The organism is Granulicella sp. S190, from assembly GCF_009766095.1.
Classification (GTDB): Bacteria; Acidobacteriota; Terriglobia; order Terriglobales; family Acidobacteriaceae; genus Edaphobacter.
This window is the reverse complement of record NZ_LMUD01000008.1, coordinates 13,015-32,197: the sequence shown is the minus strand read 5'-3', so window position 1 is coordinate 32,197 and position 19,183 is coordinate 13,015. Positions and strand designations below refer to the sequence as shown.

Here is a 19,183-nt window from a genome sequence, read left to right as displayed (position 1 = left end):
GCCTTTCAACTGGATGATCCAAGGGATCTAATCGTAGGATGCCTGAATCGAAGCTCAGGAAGCCGTCGAGAAAATAAGAAAATGTTACAGGGATGCGCACAACTTCAACAATGGATGTTATCTGGAGGATACGTCTCGCAAAGGGGCTTGGCAATACATAGCAAGGTGCCCTGCAACTTCCGTGTAACACCTTTAGAAGACGTGCCTTACCTTCGTATCGGAATTTGTAACCTGACCGGTCTATACTGGCGTAACCAGCTCATCGAGCGCCAGAAACTCCTGCAGAATCGGATCCGTGCTGCGCTCCATCTCGGCCATCGTTCCAAAGAAAATTGCCTTGCCCGCGTTCAAAAACACCACTCGGTCCGCCAGCTTCTTCGCCAGCCGCATATCGTGAGTCACGACGATGCTGGTCAGGTGAAGCTGTTGCTTCAGCCGTTCGATTAAATCTCCGAGAAGATGCGCCATCAGCGGGTCCACCATCGTCGTTGGCTCGTCGTACAGCACCGCCTCCGGTTGCGACGCCAGCGCCCGCGCAATCGCGATCGAACGCTTCATTCCCGTCGAAAGATCCGACGGCAGCAAACCCTCCATCCCGGCCACGCCCACCATCTCCAGAAGACCCTTCACCACCTGCAGAATCTGATCCTCCGCCATCTCGCCGCGCTCGCGCATCGGAAACGCAACGTTCTCCCCCACTGTAATCGAGTCGAACAGCGCCCCGTTCTGAAACACCATCGTCACCTTACGGCGAATCTCTTGTAACTCCTTCTCTTTGAAACCGCAGATATTCTCCCCGGCTACCTTGATCATGCCTTTATCCGGCTTCAAAAAACCCAGCAGCATCTGCAGCGACACCGATTTGCCCACGCCGCTTCGCCCCAGGATGCACAGCGTCTCGCCCGGCAACACGTAGAAGCTCACATCTTCCAGCACCACAAACTCGCCAAACGACTTGTACACATGCTCGAACGAGATATACGGGCCCGGCTGATTCTTGACCTCAGGCAGAGCCTCCGCGGCAGCTTCATTCTGCTGCGCCGCCTGCTCCATAAAGTCGCCCACCTGGGCCGACACCTCCTCCGACACACTCTCGATCAGCGGAGTATCCGCAGTCACCTCGGGTCGTTGTTCCTCAACCTTGTCATCCGGCTCAGCCATGCCTGCACTCTCCCATCAACTGCTTAAGCCTACCCCATCCCCCTGCCTAAGTATCCAGCGCATCGAGATTCCGTTCCGCCTCGGCAAACTCCTCCGGCGTATTCAGATTCGCAAACCATCTGCCACTCCCACGCTCCTGCGCCTCCGTCGTGTACTGCCAGTCCTCGCCCTTCCGCTGAGGGCCGGGCTTCGAGGTAAACCCAGACCAGTAAGGAATCTTCCACATCCCCACGCCCGGGGGCAGCCCCTTCGCAACTGAAATCTCAACACAAGCTCTCTCCAAAACAGGAAGCAGCTTGTACTCCCCGCGCTCCAGCGCCTCCGTCAGAAAAGGCCGCACCTCGCGATGCACCATCGCCAGTGTTGGCTGAGGCATACCATCCACCGTGAACATCCTCACTCGCGTCTCCGCAAGCGGCAACGTATGCCGCACCCACCCGCTCAGATAGGCCGAAGGCACGAACGGCACATCCACCGGCAGAAAAAGATTCCAGTCGTATCGCGAGTGGGCTAAGGCAGCCTCCATCCCGCCCATCGGCCCACATCCCGGATGCAGATCCTTCACCTGCGGCGCATAGGCATCCAGTGCCGGATTGTCGCCCAGCACATTAACCTCGAGACACACCCGCCGAAGCTTCACCACCGCGTGAAGCACCAGCGGCTTCCCGCCAAGCTCCAGCAAAGCCTTGTCCCGGCCCATCCGCGAACTCTTCCCACCCGCCAGCACATAGCCGCCAATCTCAGAGGGAGTCCCCGGAGTCATCAGGCACCCACGCCGCTCAAAAACCGCACAATCGACTCGATCCCCCGGTAGAAGTTCGCCAGATGAAACTTCTCATTCGGCGCATGAAGGTTATCGTCCGGCAACCCAAACCCCATCATCACCGTGGGGATCTTCAGCTCACGCACAAAGTCCCCCACAATCGGAATCGATCCGCCCCCACGCACAAACACCGTCTCCTTGCCGAAGACCTCGCGCATCGCCTCCGTCGCAGCCTTCACGTAAGAGTTATCCGTGCTCACCACAATCGGATCTCCCGAATGAATCAATCGCACCTCCAGCGCAACTCCCTTCGGCGCAATCGACTCCACATAAGCTTTGTACTTCGCGAAGCTCTCTGCCGGCGTCATATCCGGCACCAGCCGCATGCTTACCTTCGCCACAGCCTTCGCGGGAATCACCGTCTTCGCTCCAGCCCCGATAAACCCGCCCGGCATTCCATGCACATCGAGCGTCGGCCTCGCCCACGTCCGCTCCTGAACGCTCAACCCCGGCTCACCCGTCAACACACTCGATCCAACCTCGCTCTCGCGATAGTGCTCTTCATCGAACGGCAGCGCCTTCCACGCTTTCAGCTCATCCGCCGTGGGCTTCTGCACCTTGTCATAAAATCCTGGAATTAAAATCTTTCCATTCTCATCCTTCAGCTTCGCAATCACCTGCGCCAGCGCCACAAACGGATTCGGCGCCGCCCCGCCATACATCCCCGAGTGCAGATCAACCTTCGCCCCGCGCGCCTCGATCTCCGTATAGATCATCCCGCGCAGACCCACACAAAGCGTCGGCAGCTCCGGTGCAAACATCTCCGTATCGCTCACCAGCGCCACATCCGCCTTCAACTGATCGCCATGCTCCCGCACAAACGCGGCGATCCCCTCACCCCCAACCTCTTCCTCACCTTCAACGATCACCCGCACATTCACCGGCAGCGTCCCGCCACCAGCCGCCATCAGCGACTCCAGCGCCTTCACATGCATCCACATCTGCCCCTTGTCATCCACCGCGCCGCGAGCATAGATATTTCCATCGCGCTCCGTCGGCTCAAACGGCGGCGTCTTCCACTCATCCAGAGGCTCCGCAGGCTGCACATCGTAGTGCCCATAACAAAGAACCGTAGGCGCAGCCTTCCCAGCATGCAGCCAATCCGCATACACCAGCGGATGCCCGTTTCGCTCCGCCGTCGTCGTCTCAATCAGACGAACGTTCTCCATCCCAATCCGCTTCAGCTCCGCCGCCACAAACTCCGCAGCCCGCCGCACATCGCCCACATGCTCCGGAGCCGTCGACACCGAAGGAATCCGCAACAGCGCCTTCAGCTCGTCCACAAATCGCCCTTCGTTCTTCTGCGCAAACGCAACCGCCGCCATCATCTTCGTCGTCACTGGTCCACTCTCCCAAATTCTTCCGCACGCGACCTTCATTCGCCGCGCAATCGAAACATAAGTATAAGGAAGATCCCCACTCCCTCGCTTAACCGACAAAGGACGGCAAGCTTACCGCTCGCCGTCCCATCGCATCGCAGCAAACTCAATTCACCTTCACGACCTTCTCCGCAGCCACCGGCTCTCCAGCCAGAAACTTCGTAATATTTTCATTCAAAAACCGCCCATCCGCCGGACTAGCCGCTGCACCCGCTGGATGCCCCCACAACGAAGGAATCGGCAGCAGCGAAACCGTAGGCATAAACTGCGCTTCGTACCGCGCATCGCCCACTGGAAAGTACTGATCCGTCATAGATGGCATATACAAGAAGGGCACCTTGATCGAACCCAGTGCCTTCTTCGTATCTCCACCGAACCCCGGCGTCGTCCCCACATCGTGCCTCTCCCAGGTCCGCATCTGCAGAATCAAATCGTTCGCATCCGCCCCCGGAATGAACTGTGTTCGAAACTCGTCCACCACGCTCTGAAACGTCGTCCCCGGCTTGGCATCTACTCGCCAAAGCTCATCCCGCCACCACTCCGGCGAGTACAGCCACGCCGCCCATACCAGGCCAAACGCATTGATCCCCGCTGTCGGCTCCTCCGTGTAATCGCCGCCCTTGAACTTTTCATCCGCGGCAATCGCGGCAATCTCCCCCTCCAATCGCACAAAGCCGTGCCCATACGTCTTCGCGGTCCCTGACGTAGCCACAATCCTATCCGCCATCACCGGGTAACTCACCGCCCACTGAAACGCCTGCTGCGCCCCCATCGAAAATCCGATGATCGCCTTCAGATGTGCAATCTTCAGATCCTCCGTCAACAGTTGATGCACCGCCTGCACATTGTCGCGAATCGTCATCACTGGAAACCTCGGCCCATGGAACGGCTCCGGCGTATTGCTCGGCGAAGACGAGCTCCCGTTGCCGAACAGCTCCGTCGTCACCAGAAAAAGTTTGTCGGTATCCAGCGCATTCCCTGGCCCCATCAACCACTCATAGCCATCAAGCTTCGCCATGTAGTGTGAAGGCAGCAGCACTGCATTACTGTGCGCCGCGTTCAGATGCCCATACGTCCCATACACCACGTGGGCCTCAGGAAGCACCACTCCGCTCTCGGTCTTGAAGTTCTTAATCACGAACTCATGCCGAACCGGCTTCTCTAGTCCCCACGCGCACGAGCCACCAGCAAGCAGCCCCATCAGAAAAAGAAAACACACCTGTCTCTTCATTTGAAGCGATCTTACTATCCAACCGTTCCGCTTATGTCATGTATCGAAATTCTTATCATCCCCACACGCCCCACTCCACAGAGCGACAATGATTCCATGAAGACCGAGACTGAACACTCCTCGAGCACTCCTCTCTCCACGGGGCAAACCTGGAACACCCAAGCCTATGCCGCCAACGGACGTTTCGTTGCTAATCTCGCCACCGGTGTCGTCGCTCTCCTCGCCCCGCAACCAGGCGAGCACATCCTCGATCTCGGCTGCGGCGACGGTGTCCTCACCGAGCAGCTCGCCTCCACCGGAGCCATCGTCATCGGCGTAGATGCCTCGGCCGCCATGCTCGCGGCAGCCCGTCAGCGCAACCTTAATGTCGAGCAGCAGGACGCCACCGCACTCCCCTACCACCAGCAGTTCGACGCCGTCTTCTCCAACGCTGCCCTCCACTGGATCACCGGCGTCTCTGGCCATCAGGCCATGCTCTCCGGAGTCCATAGCGCGCTGCGCAGCTCAAATCCGAAGGCCCGCTTCGTCGCCGAGATGGGCGGCCAGGGCAACATCGCCGCCATCCGCACCGCACTCAAGGCCACCCTCGCGCCCTTCCATATCGACGCCGAAGCCACCGCCGCCAGCTTCTTTCCTTCACCTGCTCTCTATCGTCGCCTCCTCGAAGCCGCCGGCTTTAAAATCCAGTCCATCGAACTCATCCCTCGTCCCACCCCGCTTCCCAATGGCATGGGGTCATGGCTCAACACCTTCCGTAACGGAGTCCTTGACCACCTCTCACCCACCGATCGCGCAACCGCCCTTGCCAACACCATCGCTCTGCTCGAGCCCATCCTCCGCGACGCCGACGGCAACTGGAGCGCGGACTATGTACGGCTCCGCTTCCACGCCACCTTGCACTAAACAAAGCAAAATCTCCACGACACCCCTGCGCCACGCTCGTCTTACTTTTAGCCTCAAAGGTTGGTTGAAAGGAGTCGATCCACAGCGCCCAATCAAAAACCGGGCAGGAATGAATCTTCACGACACACCAAAACATCCTACTTCTGCATCAAACCAATGAATCAACTCAATAAAGCCTATGAAAATAAAATCAAGTTACACTCTCAGCGCCGCAAATTTGTTCCTGTCACTGTGTCTTTTCTGTGGAAACGCACACGCACAAGACAACTCCCAGAACAGATTGAACGCCCTTTCGGACACGCCAGCAACGCTCCACACAGCCAGTACTGACTTCACATCCTCCTCGCTCGACAACTCCAACCTCCCCGACGCCCCCCAGGCTTCGCAGCAGTCGCACGACTCCTCCTCAGCAGCCGCCCAGGGCGAAGGCCAGCAGACCAAGCGCATCCTCGGCATCTTCCCCAACTTTCGTGCCGTCAGCGCCAACGTCCACCTGCCACCACAAACAGTAAAGGAAAAGTTCCTCACCGCCACGCAGGACAGCTTCGACTACTCTGCGTTACTTCTGCCCGCCTTCACCGCCGGCATCGATCAAGCCACAAATGACACCCCCGAATTCCACCAGGGCGCTGCCGGATACGCTCGCTACTACTGGCATAGCTTCGTCGACCAGGCCAGTGAAAACTACTTCGTCGAGTTCATCGGACCCGTCCTGACTCACGAAGACAACCGCTACTACACTCTCGGAAGCGGAGGCTTCCTCAAGCGCGCCGAATACTCCATCAGCCGCGTCGTCATCACCCGAAACGACGCTGGGAACGAAACCTTCAACATCAGTGAGATCGTTGGAGCAGGAGCCGCGGCGGGAATCTCGAACCTCTACTACCCCTCGCGCGAACGTACCTTTGGCAACACCGCAAGCAAATGGGGCTCGAGCATAGGCATCGACGCAGGAACCTTCCTGGTGCACGAGTTCTGGCCAGACATCAACCACGCGCTCTTCCACGTCAAAAAGTCCACCAACTAAATCCAGAACCGGCATCTGCGCGATCAGGTGCCGGTCTGTCTCTTCAAGTTCAACGTACCTAACGGCCATCCGCCTCAGGCCCGAGATTCGCAAGGCACTGCTCCAACACTCCATTCAAAGCCGCAATCGAACCCTCAGCCACCCCCCGCCACAACTTCCCTTCAATCACCTTCGCCGCCTTCTCCGCGGTCTCCAGCAACCTCTCCCCTTCAGGCGTAATCTGCGTCATAAGAATCCGATCGTTGCCCCGGCCCTTACTCCGCACGATCCATCCATCTCGTTCCAGCCCCATCAATAAGGACTGCACCGACTGCGGTGTGACGTAGCACAATCGTGCCAGCTGAGCCCCTGAAACCCCGGGCTCATCGCGAATCGTCTTCAAAACATGCAGCTGCGCCGTCGTCACGCCCTGTGGACGCAGCGCCTCGTCCATCTGGCTGCGAAAGTGGATCAGAATGCGCTTCATCATCTGCGCAGCCCGCCGTCTCTCCACCTGCCGTTTCGTTCCGTTCAAATTAATAGAAACCATATCAGTCTCCTGATATCATATCAGGAGACTGATATGGCAACCATGACCGCACCCTCGTCCGCGCTCGCCCGGCCCATCCCCGTGGCCGCGCCCGCCGCATGGAAGCCCCATCACAACCCCTGGGCCATCGCCCTCACCGTCACCCTCGCCACCTTCATGGAGGTGCTCGACACCTCCATCGCCAACGTCGCTCTGCCGCACATCGCAGGCACACTCGGCGCCAGCTCCGAAGAAGCCACCTGGGTCCTTACCAGCTACCTCGTCTCCAGCGCCATCGTTCTCCCCATCTCCGGCTGGCTCTCCAACCGCTTCGGACGCAAGCGCTTCTACATGGTCTGCGTCGCGCTCTTCACCGTCTGCTCCTTCCTCTGCGGCATCGCCAACACGCTTCCCCTGCTCATCGTCGCGCGCATCTTGCAGGGCGCGGGCGGCGGCGGTCTCGCGCCCAGCGAGCAGGCCATCCTCGCCGACACCTTCCCCATCGAAAAACGCGGCCAGGCCTTCGCCGTCTACGGCATGGCCGTCGTCGTCGCGCCTGCCATCGGACCAACCCTCGGCGGATGGATCACCGACAACTTCAACTGGCACTGGATCTTCTTCATCAACATCCCCATCGGCCTCATCTCGCTCTATCTCAGCAACCGCATGGTCGAAGATCCGCCACACCTCAAAGAGCGCATGGAGCAGGCTAAGCACCTCAAGATCGACTTCCTCGGTCTCGGCCTCGTAGCCCTCGGCGTCGGCTGTCTCGAGTTCACCCTCGACAAAGGCCAGGAAAAAGACTGGTTCGGCTCGCCAATGATCGTCACCTTCGCGATTCTCGCCGCGGCTACGCTCATCTTCTTCGCCTTCTGGGAGTGGAACCACCCCGACCCCATCGTGGACCTCAAGCTTCTCAAGAACCGCAACTTCGGCACCGCCGTCTTCCTCCAGCTCGTCCTCGGGATGGTGCTCTTCGGTTCAACCGTCCTCATCCCGCAGTACCTGCAAGCTCTCCTCGGCTACACTGCAGAGCGCGCCGGCATGGTCCTCTCCCCCGCAGGCTTCGTCATGATGTTGATGATGTTCGTCGCTGGCCGAAGCCTCGGCAAATTCGATCCCCGCCTCATGGTCTGCCTTGGCTATCTCGTCACCGCCATCGGCATCTACAACCTCACACGCCTCGACCTCAACACGGCCTTCGGCACCGTCACCCTCTGGCGCATGCTGCAGGTCATCGGCCTCGCCTTCATCTTCATCCCTATCAGCACTCTTAACTACGTCGGCGTCCCCGCCAGCAAGACCAACCAGATCTCCAGCCTCTCCAACTTCGCGCGCAATCTCGGCGGCAGCGCCGGCACCGCGCTCCTCACCACTTATCTCGCGCGCAGCTCGCAGGTCCAGCAGGCCGCCCTCTCCGCCAACGTCGTTCGCGGCAGCGTCCCCTACAACCTCTACATGGACCGCATGAAAGAGATGCTGATGTCGCAAGGCATCTCCGCCGCCAACGCCACACAGATGGCCATGGGCCAGGCCTACCAGGACATGCTTCGCCAGGCCTCCATGCTCAGCTACAAAAACGCCTTCGCCATCCTCGCCGGCACCATCTTCGTACTCACGCCGCTGCCCTTCATCATGCGTCTCCCCACCAAAGCCGCAAAGCCTCGGCCCGAAGACATGGGACATTAGCGAGCCGCATCCCTCTGCATCGTCTTTTGCACTCGTTCAAACGCAGCCGGACTCACCGCCACCGACCCCTCAAACGGCCTCGCCAGATCCGCAATCGATGCGATCGCCACCGCCACCACGAACGTCAGCGCCAGCACCTGAAAGTAGTGCAGCCACCGATTGTCGTTCCCCAGGACGCATGAAGACCCCACCGTCGCGCCCGCACCCGCCATCAGCAAAATCCACAGCATCGCCGGAAGCCGAACACTCAACTCCTCCTCTCTCAGGTTGCGCCTCTCCGTCAGATCGCTCAACGAGCTCGTCAGATGGTCCACGCTATTGCCTGCCGCCTCCCCATCGATCTTCGTCTCTGCGATCAGTCTCCACATCTCGGCAGCTACGGCTTCGCTGGCATGGTTCTCCTCCTGCCGTCGCATCGCCGGCCACTCCTCGTTCAACACCGCATCCGCATACCGCATCGCCATTCCATGCATCGCTTCACGGTCGGGAGACGGCAGCTCCATCGCAACGCGCGACACATTCAACAGCGAAGTCGCCTCGAGCGTCGTGTTCACCTCGGCCACGTGAAAGTCCGTCCACACCGTATAAAGCATGAACCCCAGGATCACCCCATAGGTCGTCCCCAGAATCCCAAGCTGCCATCCCGTCACGTCATTGATTAGTTTTCGGTGATGAATCGGCCAAACCCGATTGAGCACCGCCACCATCACAATCGACACCACCAGCGCCAGAAGAATAAGCAATCCGCTCTGCACATAACTCAGCATCGTTAGTTCACCCGCTTAAAAAGCTTCCGCCGACAAGCCAGAGTACATCGCAAGCTCTCTTCAAGCCATTCCCTTGCTAGCTTGGCCATCTACTACGACAACAGGAAAACACTTGTCCTTAAGCAATTGCTTTCAATATTTGCTTCTGAGCCTCTGCTTCTAGGTACGCCAAGGCTTCAGCCTTGGCCCTCTACATCCCAACTCGCAGAAGGGGCTTTATCCCCTGGGGTAGGCCCCCTATTTATTCAGGCGAATCCATCCAAGGCCTCCACGGACAGCCGCATCCAACCACACTCCGAAAACATCTCAACATTCGTCCCAAGAAAGACTAAAATCCCTAGAGTGACCAAACCAGCCTCTAACGCGGTCTATGTCGTAGTAGCAGTGGTGCTCATCCTCGCGTCTTCCGCGAGCGCGGCCCCTCTGCCCTCAGCATCCGCGCTTCTGGCCTGCACCGCGGCACAGCTCTCACTCTCTTTCGACGGCGAAGGCGGCAACTTCGACGGCATGTCGCAGTCCGGCACGCTCCTCGTCCTCCGCAACATCGGCTCCCAAACCTGCACCGTCTCGGGCCGCCCCGCTCTAACCTTCGAAGACGCCTCCAACACCAAACTCCCCATCTCTCTCGAGACTCCGCCCGGCATGCATCCCGGCCCGGTCATCCTGCCCGTGGCCATTCCGGCCAACGCCGAAGCCACCGGCGAGCTGCACTGGGTCTCCAGCGAAGTCTTCGACAACAGCAAGTGCTTCACCCCGGCCGCCGTCGCCGTCTCCATCGGAACCGACGTCCTCCGCGCCCCCTTCACAGGCCACCTCTGCGGCCCCTCCGGCCAGGACGCCAAGTATCGCTTCGCCTATCTCAAGCGCGATCCGGTCTACGTCCGCTCGAAGTCCTAGCGCGCCCATCGCCGCCCGACTTCGCCGCCACGAACGGCCAACTCCACCCTAACCGCGCCACCCGCTACCAGTTACACTAGTACTTGGGACAAAGTGCGCCCCGAAGGATACCGTTTTGCTCAACTCAGTCATTGCAAAAGTCTTTGGCACCAGCAACGAACGCGCCGTCAAGCGCATCCAGCCCACCGTCGCGCAGATCAACGCGCTCGAGCCGGCCATCCAGGCCCTTACCGACGAAGGCCTGCGCAATAAGACCGCCGAGTTCCGCCTGCGCATCGCCGCGGCCATCTCCAACATCGCAGACACCCCTGAGAACGCCGACGAGCGCTACGCCGCCGAAAAAGAAGCCCTCAACGCCATCCTCCCCGAAGCCTTCGCCGTCGTCCGCGAAGCCGGTAAGCGCGCCGTAGGCATGCGTCACTTCGATGTGCAGATGCTCGGCGGCATCGTCCTCCACTCCGGCAAGATCGCCGAGATGAAGACCGGCGAAGGTAAAACCCTCGTCGCCACCCTTCCCTGCTATCTCAATGCCCTCGCCGGACGCGGTGTCCACGTCGTCACCGTCAACGACTACCTCGCCAAGCGCGACGCCGAGTGGATGGGCAAGATCTACGGCTTCCTCGGACTCACCGTCGGCGTCATCGTCCATGACCTCGACGACCAGCAGCGCCGCGACGCCTACGCCTCCGACATCACCTACGGCACCAACAACGAGTTCGGCTTCGACTACCTCCGCGACAACATGAAGTTCGAGATCAAGGATCAGGTGCAGCGCGGCCACTACTACTGCATCGTCGACGAAGTCGACTCCATCCTCATCGACGAGGCCCGCACCCCACTCATCATCTCCGGCCCCACCGACCAGACCACCGACAAGTACGCCCGCGTCAACGTCATCATCCCCAAGCTCGTCCTCGGCGAACTCATCGAGACTGTCGAAACCAAGACCTGGTCCGGCGACTATGTCGTAGATGAAAAGACCCGCTCCATCACCGTCACCGACGAGGGCTGGGAGAAGATCGAAGAACTCCTCGGCATCGGCAACATCGCCGACCCCGAGAACTGGGATCTCAAGCATCACGTCGAAGTCGCCATCAAAGCGCACTCCCTCTACAAGCGCGACGTCGAGTACGTCGTCAAAGACGGCGAAGTCATCATCGTCGACGAGTTCACCGGCCGCCTCATGCCCGGTCGCCGCTGGTCCGACGGACTCCACCAGGCCGTCGAAGCCAAGGAAGGCGTGGCCATCCGCAAGGAAGACCAGACCCTCGCCACCATCACCTTCCAGAACTACTTCCGCATGTACAAAAAACTCAGCGGCATGACCGGCACCGCCGAGACCGAAGCCGCCGAATTCGACAAGATCTACAAGCTCGACATCGTCGTAACCCCCACCAACCGCAAGATGCTCCGCATCGAAAACGCCGACGTCGTCTACCGCACCGCGCAGGAAAAATACTTCGCCGTCGCCGACGAGATCGCTCGCCTCCATGCCGAAAAGCAGCCCGTCCTCGTAGGCACCACCTCCATCGAAAAATCTGAACTCCTCTCCGAGATCCTCAAGCGCAAAGGCGTCCGCCACGTCGTCCTCAACGCCAAGTTCCACGAGAAGGAAGCCGAGATCGTCGCCCAGGCCGGTCGTCTCGGCATGGTCACCATCGCCACCAACATGGCAGGCCGCGGCACCGACATCCTCCTCGGCGGCAACGCCGAGTTCATGGCCCGTCAGGACATCGTCCGCAAGCAGCAGGCCCGCGCCGTCTCTGCCGCCGAAGGCGCAATCAATCCCGTCGCCGGCCCCGGCATGGTCCGCTTCTACTACTCCGGTCAGGAGTTCGAGACCACGCAAGCCAACTGGGACGCCGCCACCGCAGCCCATGAGGGCGCAGCCAAATCCGAACACGAATCGGTCATCAACGCTGGCGGCCTCCACATCCTCGGCACCGAGCGTCACGAGTCACGCCGCGTCGACAACCAGCTCCGTGGCCGCGCCGGACGCCAAGGCGACCCCGGCTCCTCCCGCTTCTTCCTCTCGCTCGAAGACGACCTCATGCGTATCTTCGCTCGCGAGTGGGTCTCCACGCTCCTCCAGCGCCTCGGCATGGAAGAGGGCGTCCCCATCGAATCCGGCATGATCTCCCGCCGCATCGAAGCCGCACAGAAGGCCGTCGAAACTCAAAACTTCGAATCCCGCAAACACGTCCTCGAGTACGACGACGTCATGAACAAGCAGCGCGAAGCCGTCTACGGCCTCCGCCACCAGCTCATGGAAGGCGTCGACCAGAAGCAGCTCATCACCGAGGACTACACCTCCACCATCCTCTCCAACATCCTCGACGAGAACGCCCCCGAAAAGGTCCACGCCGACGAGTGGAAGCTAGAGCCTCTCTTCGCACAGATCTACGACATCTTCGGTGCGCACCTCGAAACCGAGATCGACGCGACTCAACTCAACCGCCACGAGCTCGGCGAAGCCATCTTCGAAAAACTCCGCGCCCGCTACGACATCAAGGAGAACATCCTCGGCGCTCCCGCCATGCGCTATCACGAGCGCATCGTCATGCTCTCTGTCCTTGACGGCCTCTGGAAGGATCACCTCCTCGCCATGGACCACCTCAAGGAAGGCATCGGCCTACGCGGCTACGCCCAGCAGGACCCGCTCGTCGCCTACAAAAAAGAGTCCTTCGAGATGTTCGAAGGCATGATGATGCGCTTCCAGGAAGATACCGCCCGCCACCTCTTCCGCATGCAGATCATCGGTCCCGACGGCACCCCCATCGAGACCGCCGAGCAGCTCGTACAGGCTCAGGCCCACTCGCAGGCTCTCGCTCAGGCCCAGCAGGCACAGGAGCTCGCCGCACCCCAGCAACAAAACGCACTGCCTCCGCCGCAGCACACCAACGCACCCGCAGCACGCCAAAACGCACCGGCTCCCCCACAAAATCGCGCTCCCTCTACCACCATCGACGCCCTAGAGCGCGAGTTCCAGAAGAAGAAGCAGCGCGAGCTCGAACAGGCCCGAGCCGTAAGCTCCGCCTCAGCCGACACCAACGGCTCCGGCCCCCGCCACTCCGGCGAAAAAATAGGCCGCAACGACGAGTGCCCCTGTGGCTCCGGCAAAAAATACAAAAAGTGCCACGGCGCCACCGCGCAGTGATAGCGAGGAAACAAGTTCCGAGGTAACGAACGAATAAGTAGCATCTTTAGTCGAGTGTTTCGCGCAACATCTGCACGTCGAAACAACGGGATGATACGGCATGAACGCACCGCGAAAGATCATCGTCTATATCGCGACCAGCGCTGACGGCTACATCGCCAGGCCAGACGGCGATATCGAATGGCTGAACCGCATGCCCTCCAAATCCGACTACGGCATGCGAGCGTTCTACCGCACCATTGACACCATCCTATGGCGGCGGAAGACGTACGACTGGGCCCTCGACTATGACAAGCGAAATGGCAACAAGGGTGGAATCTTCGACACCAAGCTCGTCAACTACGTCTTCTCCGGAAAACCGCCCAGGCAGAAAACTCCAGGCGTAGCGTTCGTCTCGGAACCCGTGAAAGAGTTCGCACAGCGCCTGCGAACGACACCGGGAAAAAATATCTGGATGATGGGTGGCGGAGAACTGATCGCCTCATTTCTCGACGCCGGCGAGATCGACGAGTTCGACATTCACGTTATGCCTACCCTGATCGGAGAGGGCATCCCACTCATCGCACCGCGGCATCGCGACGTACCCCTTCATTTACACTCAGTCAGGAAGTATGCGGATGGCGTTGTCCGCCTCCGCTACGAGATCCCAGGATAGCTCCTCAGCTGACTAGCTGACTTCCAACCCCGCTACTTCTCCAAATCATCCAGCAGCAGCTTCGCCTTCGTCGCCAGCGTCTTCGCACCCTCGGCATCCCCGGACTTCAGTGCATCCTGCGCATCCTTCCAGAAGTTCCGCACCTTGCTCACCTGGGCCTTCTGCTCCTCAGCCTTCTGCGCAGACAGCGCGTTCAGCCTCTTGTCGATCGAAGCAATCAGCTCCTCCGCGTCCTGCTTGGTCTGGGGATTCGTCTCTCCGCCCGCTGTCAGCGCGCCCACGGCAGCATCCCCAGGCGACGGCGCACCGACGCCCGCCACCTGCGTCTCCGCCACCGGTTCAGCTGGCACAACTACCTTCGGCGGCTGCTTCTTCCTCTTCTTCGGCTTCCCTGCCTCGGTCGAAACCGGCACCGGCGGCAGCTTTGCCGGAGGCTCCTCCACCATCGGCAGATCGTCCGGCTCAGGAATCTCCACCAGCTCCACCGGAGCCATCACGGGGGGCAAAGGCGCAAGCTGCGCCTTGTGTCGGCAACCCGCCAACCCCATTGCCAAACCAAACCAGAGAGTCGTCCATGCGATCTTCTGCGTAATGTTGCTCGTACCCTTCAAACCCGTTCCCCTAATTCTTTATGGACTACACCAGCCGTCGCGGCTTTGCGGCCTTCGCCAACTCCCGTCGCCACCGGCAATCGGAACGTAAACGTCGTACCTCGCTCGACCGAATCTGGATCGGCGCTGGATCGTACCTCCATCGCTCCGCCATGCAACTGCAAAATCCGATACGTCATCGCCAGCCCTATCCCGCTCCCCTTGGGCTTGGTCGTAAAGTACAGTTCGAAGATACGCGGTAATAGCTCCGGAGGTATACCCTCTCCTTCGTCGATCACCTCCACCACGGCAAAATGATGATCCCGCCGCAGCCGCACCACCATCGCCCCACCCTCTGGCATCGCCTGCATTCCATTCAACAAAAGGTTCAGCAGCGCCTGCTGCATCAGCTGCGCATCCACCCTTACCATCAAGGGTTCCTTCGGCGCATTCACCACCACCTGCACCCGGTTCTCCTGCATCTCCGCCGCTGTCAGCTCCATCACCACGCCCACTACCTGCCGCAGATCATGCTCGCGCAGGTGCAGCTCCATCGGCCGTGAGAAGTCTGCCAGCGTCTGCACCACCCGGTCCAGCCGTTGCATCTCGCCGGCAAGAATCTCCACATGCCGCTGCGCACCGCCAAACGCCTCAACCCCATGCGTCACCAGCTTCCCGCGCAACAGCTCCAGGTGTAGCACCATGGCGTTGATCGGGTTCTTCACCTCATGCCCCACGCCCGCCGTCAGCCGCCCAATCGCCCCCAGCCGCCGCGCCACCTCCAACTCCTGCCCCAGCTGCGCCACCGACTCCATATCCCGCAGCGTCAACAGCGTCGCCCCACTCCCCACTCCGCCGCCCAGCCCATCTTCAATCCGGTCCAGCGAAAACTGCACCTGCCGACCATCCTCCAGCGTCACCGCCTGCGCGCTCACCTGGCCGCCTTCGGCAAACGCCTCCAGAACAGCCGCTCCCAGGACACTATCCGGCGCAAAGATCTCCTCCAGCCTCATTCCAACCAGCTTTTCATGATCTTCGTTCAGCGGCGCTCCCAGAAAATACGCCACCGCATCCGACACCATCGCCGCGCGCCGGTCCGCCGTAAACAGCAGCACTCCATCCCGCAGTGTATCCAGCATCTGGTTCAGATTCGCCTGCAGTGCCGTATACCCGGCCTCCTGCGTGCGCATCTGCTCTCCCAGCCGATCCAGCGTCCGCGTCACCCGCACCACCGTATCGTTCCTGGTGCTGCGACTCTCCAGCAATCGCTCCGGAATCGCATCTCCCGCTCGCGTCAAACTCTCCAACCGTGTGCTGATCGCCTCCAGCGGTCTCAGCGCCAGGTTCGCCAGCAACCCCGCCGCCAGCACCGAAGCCAACGCCGCCAGCGCCGCAAAGATCAGTGCATCCAGCAGCCACGGCTCATACGCATTCTTCAAAAACGTCGACCTCACCCCAACATGCACCACCAGAAACGGCACCCCGTTCCTATCCAGTGACTGCGAGATATCCAGCACCCGCGGCTTACCGAACACCACCTTCATCTGGTGCGCCACGCTCCCGGTCTGCAGCCCCGCCAGGCTGAACCGAAACACCGCCGGCTCGTCCACCGCATCCGGATCCGTACTCAACAGCGTCATCCCATGCGGGTCCGTCACGCTCACGTCCTGCACCGTAGGCGAGTAGCGGACGATCGTATTCATCACATCCCGCAACTCCGGCTGATTCCGCAGCGCGTCCATCACCGCCGCATGCAGCGCCTCATCGCTCCGGTCCACCGGCGGATTCGCCCGTAGCCCCGTCTCCACCGACTTCCGCATCTCCAGCCAGACCTCGTGCACCAGCACGTCGTTCGCCGCTGTCGTCTGCTCGATCCTCTGCCGCAGCAGTTCGCTCACAAACAGAGCCGCCAGCACCAGCACGATCGCAAACGTCAGCCCCGTTGCCGAGAGCACCAGCTTGGTCTTCAGCCGCATCTCTACTCCGTCACAGCAGCGTTAGAGTATTCCTTCAGCTTATTCTGCAGCGTCTTCGAGCTGATCCCGAGAATCTCGGCGGCTTTCGTCTTGTTGTTATGCGTCGACACCAGCGTCTTCAAAATCAGCTGACGCTCCGCCTCGTCCACCGTCGTCCCCACCTCGACTCGAACCGAGTTCGTCTCATCCAGCTGCCGCTGCAGCTCATCGGGATAGGCCACATGCACCGCCGCCGGCTCCACTCCACCCGCCCGAGAAGGCGGCGGCGCAAATCCAGGCTCGCCAAAGTGTGGCGGCAGATGCTCCACTCCAAGCATTCCACTACCAGCCAGAATCACCGCTCGCTCAATCGTGTTCCGCAGCTCCCGCACATTCCCCGGCCACTTGTACTCCTCCAGCCGGGTCATCAGCGAATCCTTCAGCCCCGCAACCGTGCAGTGGTGCCGCTCATTCATATCGTCGATCATCTTCTCCGCAATCGCCGACACATCCATCAAATGCTCCCGCAGCGGCGGCATCTGGATATTGAAAACATTCAGCCGGTAATAAAGATCCCCGCGCAGCTCCCCGCTCGCAACAGCCTTCTCCGGATCCTTATTCGTTGCCGCCACCACGCGCACATCCACCGGCGTCTCAATCTTGCTGCCTAGCCGCCTCAGCTTCCGGTCCTCCAGCACCCGCAGCAGCTTTGCCTGCGTCGCCATCGGCATCTCGCCAATCTCATCCAGCAGCAGCGTACCCTCCTCCGCCAGCTCGAAGCACCCTGCCCGTCTCTCCAGCGCCCCGGTAAACGAGCCCTTCTCATGGCCAAAGATCTCGCTCTCGATCAGCGTCTCCGGAATCGCCGCGCAGTTCACCGCCACAAACGGCTTCAGCCTCCGCGCGCTCAGGTCATGCAGCGCTCGCGCCACCAGCTCCTTCCCCGTTCCGCTCTCGCCCGTCACCAGCACCGAAACATTCGACGGCGCAATCCTCTCGATCATCGAGAAGATATCCATCATCTGCGGCGACGACCCCACCATCGGTCCCAGCACGCCCGTATCCCGCAGCTGCCGCCCCGTCGCCTCCAGCTCTGCATCCGCCTCTCGCTGCAGGCTCGCATTTTGCAGAATCGTCTTCAGCCGAACCGGGTCCACCGGCTTCGGAATGTAGTCGTACGCGCCCATCCGCATCGCATCCACGGCAGACTCAATCGACCCCTGCGCCGTCAGCATCACCACCGCAATCCGCTGCGGCAGCTCGCCGATCCGGTTCAGCAGCTCCATCCCATCCATCCGCGGCATCTTCAGATCGGTCACAATAATCGCCGGAGCCCACGAGATCGCCTTCTCCAGACCTTCCATCCCGTCGGCCGCACACTCGGCACGGTAGCCCCAGCTCTCGATCAGCTCCGTCAGGCCACTTCGCGCATGAACTTCATCTTCAACAATCAGAACCTTTTCCAACACACTCTCCAAACCGGAACCCGGTTAACCCCAAACCAAAAACCAAAGGCAGTCTACAAGTCACTCCCGCCATACAAAAACTCGACCGCCCATCTTAAATCGAATCCAGACACGAATCTGCTCAAAACGGAACAGTGGCAACAGTGCCTGGCGAACTCTTCCCCGCGATCAACGCGCAGACCGCACCAAAGCCCTGGTCCGGCCCCTGTGCGCAATGCCACCTCTAAGGATATCCTTGAAACCATGTTAGAGCCCGAAATTACCGCAGAAGCCTACTCCAAGCTCAGCCAGCAGCCCAATGCTCCCCTCCTTTTAGACGTTCGCGAGCCCTGGGAGTACCAGACCGCCCACCTCCCCAACTCCACCCTCATCCCCATGGGCGAAATCCCCTCCCGCGCCCACACCGAACTCGACCCCGACGCCCCCATCATCGTCCTCTGCCACCACGGAGCCCGCTCCCTGAGCGTCACCATGTGGTTGAGAAATCAAGGCTTCGAGCACGCCCAATCCCTGGCCGGGGGCATAGACGCCTGGTCCCGCACCATCGACCCTACCATCCCCCGCTACTAACCCAGCAGCACCGGCAGTCCAAGTAGCTCTTGCCGCTGCAGTTGCGGTTGCGGTTGCACTTGCACTTGCACTTGCACTTGCACTTGCACTTGAAGCTGCCGTTGCCTGTCCTTTTGGTTGTCATCCCGTAGGGATCTGCTGTTGCACTAGCACTTGCCGTTGCCTGTCCTTTTGGTTGTCATCCCGTAGGGATCTGCTGTTGCACTAGCACTTGCCGTTGCCTGTCCTTTTGGTTGTCATCCCATAGGGATCTGCTGTTGCACTAACACTTGCCGTTGCTTGCCCTTTTGGTTGTCATCCCATAGGGATCTGCTGTTGCACTTGACCTAGCCCTTTCACATCCTTCTATTCCTCACCACCACCCAACCCGACAAGAGGCCAAGATTGACCAAGCTGCTCATCCCG

The 19,183-nt window shown here is 60.3% G+C and carries 16 protein-coding genes; 7 read left to right on the top strand and 9 right to left on the bottom strand.

Going from position 1 to position 19,183, the window contains the following annotated elements:
- Positions 1-240: 240 nt before the first annotated feature.
- The 4 genes from GSQ94_RS03250 to GSQ94_RS03235 form a co-directional block, all read right to left on the bottom strand.
- Positions 241-1,161: an ABC transporter ATP-binding protein gene (locus GSQ94_RS03250; protein ID WP_158941887.1), complete on the bottom strand. Its 921-nt coding sequence runs from the start codon at positions 1,159-1,161 to the stop codon at positions 241-243.
- Positions 1,162-1,207: 46 nt separating this feature from the next.
- Complete coding sequence (locus GSQ94_RS03245; RefSeq protein ID WP_158941886.1) at positions 1,208-1,924, bottom strand: molybdenum cofactor guanylyltransferase; 717 nt, start codon at positions 1,922-1,924, stop codon at positions 1,208-1,210.
- Positions 1,924-3,312, bottom strand: a complete 1,389-nt coding sequence (locus GSQ94_RS03240) for a dipeptidase (RefSeq protein WP_158941986.1) — start codon at positions 3,310-3,312, stop codon at positions 1,924-1,926. The genes GSQ94_RS03245 and GSQ94_RS03240 overlap by 1 nt, the downstream gene beginning before the upstream one ends.
- Positions 3,313-3,469: 157 nt before the next feature.
- Positions 3,470-4,594: an alpha/beta fold hydrolase gene (locus tag GSQ94_RS03235; RefSeq protein WP_158941885.1), complete on the bottom strand. Its 1,125-nt coding sequence runs from the start codon at positions 4,592-4,594 to the stop codon at positions 3,470-3,472.
- 96 nt (positions 4,595-4,690) lie between these two features.
- On the opposite strand from GSQ94_RS03235, the gene GSQ94_RS03230 reads away from it, so the two are divergent.
- Positions 4,691-5,497 (top strand): trans-aconitate 2-methyltransferase, encoded by an 807-nt coding sequence (locus GSQ94_RS03230; RefSeq protein WP_158941884.1) that lies wholly within the window; start codon positions 4,691-4,693, stop codon positions 5,495-5,497.
- A 280-nt stretch (positions 5,498-5,777) separates the two neighbouring features.
- Positions 5,778-6,524 carry a hypothetical protein gene (locus tag GSQ94_RS03225; protein WP_254063606.1) on the top strand — a complete coding sequence of 249 codons (747 nt, stop codon included), beginning with the start codon at positions 5,778-5,780 and terminating at the stop codon, positions 6,522-6,524.
- Between the two features lie 58 nt (positions 6,525-6,582).
- On the opposite strand, the gene GSQ94_RS03220 is transcribed toward GSQ94_RS03225, so the two are convergent.
- Positions 6,583-7,053, bottom strand: a complete 471-nt coding sequence (locus GSQ94_RS03220; RefSeq protein ID WP_158941882.1) for a MarR family winged helix-turn-helix transcriptional regulator — start codon at positions 7,051-7,053, stop codon at positions 6,583-6,585.
- 42 nt (positions 7,054-7,095) lie between these two features.
- On the opposite strand from GSQ94_RS03220, the gene GSQ94_RS03215 reads away from it, so the two are divergent.
- Positions 7,096-8,721 (top strand): DHA2 family efflux MFS transporter permease subunit, encoded by a 1,626-nt coding sequence (locus tag GSQ94_RS03215; RefSeq protein ID WP_254063627.1) that lies wholly within the window; start codon positions 7,096-7,098, stop codon positions 8,719-8,721.
- Here the strand turns inward: GSQ94_RS03215 and GSQ94_RS03210 are convergent.
- Complete coding sequence (locus GSQ94_RS03210; RefSeq protein ID WP_158941880.1) at positions 8,718-9,488, bottom strand: DUF4239 domain-containing protein; 771 nt, start codon at positions 9,486-9,488, stop codon at positions 8,718-8,720. The two genes, GSQ94_RS03215 and GSQ94_RS03210, sit on opposite strands and share 4 nt — an antisense overlap.
- 342 nt (positions 9,489-9,830) lie before the next feature.
- Here GSQ94_RS03210 and GSQ94_RS03205 point away from each other — a divergent pair, with 342 nt between their 5' ends.
- The 3 genes from GSQ94_RS03205 to GSQ94_RS03195 all read left to right on the top strand — a co-directional run bounded on the left by GSQ94_RS03205 (position 9,831) and on the right by GSQ94_RS03195 (position 14,197).
- Positions 9,831-10,385, top strand: a complete 555-nt coding sequence (locus GSQ94_RS03205; protein WP_158941879.1) for a DUF4232 domain-containing protein — start codon at positions 9,831-9,833, stop codon at positions 10,383-10,385.
- Between the two features lie 115 nt (positions 10,386-10,500).
- Positions 10,501-13,542 carry a preprotein translocase subunit SecA gene (secA, locus tag GSQ94_RS03200; RefSeq protein WP_158941878.1) on the top strand — a complete coding sequence of 1,014 codons (3,042 nt, stop codon included), beginning with the start codon at positions 10,501-10,503 and terminating at the stop codon, positions 13,540-13,542.
- A gap of 100 nt (positions 13,543-13,642) precedes the next feature.
- Positions 13,643-14,197, top strand: a complete 555-nt coding sequence (locus tag GSQ94_RS03195; RefSeq protein WP_158941877.1) for a dihydrofolate reductase family protein — start codon at positions 13,643-13,645, stop codon at positions 14,195-14,197.
- A gap of 32 nt (positions 14,198-14,229) precedes the next feature.
- Here GSQ94_RS03195 and GSQ94_RS03190 read toward each other — a convergent pair whose 3' ends face one another.
- From GSQ94_RS03190 to GSQ94_RS03180, 3 genes are read right to left on the bottom strand one after another with little or no spacing between them, the layout of a single operon-like run.
- Positions 14,230-14,808, bottom strand: a complete 579-nt coding sequence (locus GSQ94_RS03190; protein ID WP_158941876.1) for a hypothetical protein — start codon at positions 14,806-14,808, stop codon at positions 14,230-14,232.
- A complete protein-coding gene (locus tag GSQ94_RS03185; protein WP_158941875.1) occupies positions 14,805-16,763 on the bottom strand; it encodes a PAS domain-containing sensor histidine kinase in 1,959 nt (652 codons plus the stop codon). Before GSQ94_RS03185 ends, GSQ94_RS03190 begins: the two co-directional genes overlap by 4 nt.
- A gap of 2 nt (positions 16,764-16,765) precedes the next feature.
- Positions 16,766-18,211 (bottom strand): sigma-54 dependent transcriptional regulator, encoded by a 1,446-nt coding sequence (locus tag GSQ94_RS03180; protein ID WP_254063604.1) that lies wholly within the window; start codon positions 18,209-18,211, stop codon positions 16,766-16,768.
- Between the two features lie 240 nt (positions 18,212-18,451).
- Between GSQ94_RS03180 and GSQ94_RS03175 the strand changes: the two genes are divergently transcribed.
- Positions 18,452-18,778, top strand: a complete 327-nt coding sequence (locus tag GSQ94_RS03175; protein ID WP_158941873.1) for a rhodanese-like domain-containing protein — start codon at positions 18,452-18,454, stop codon at positions 18,776-18,778.
- Positions 18,779-19,183 lie beyond the last annotated feature (405 nt).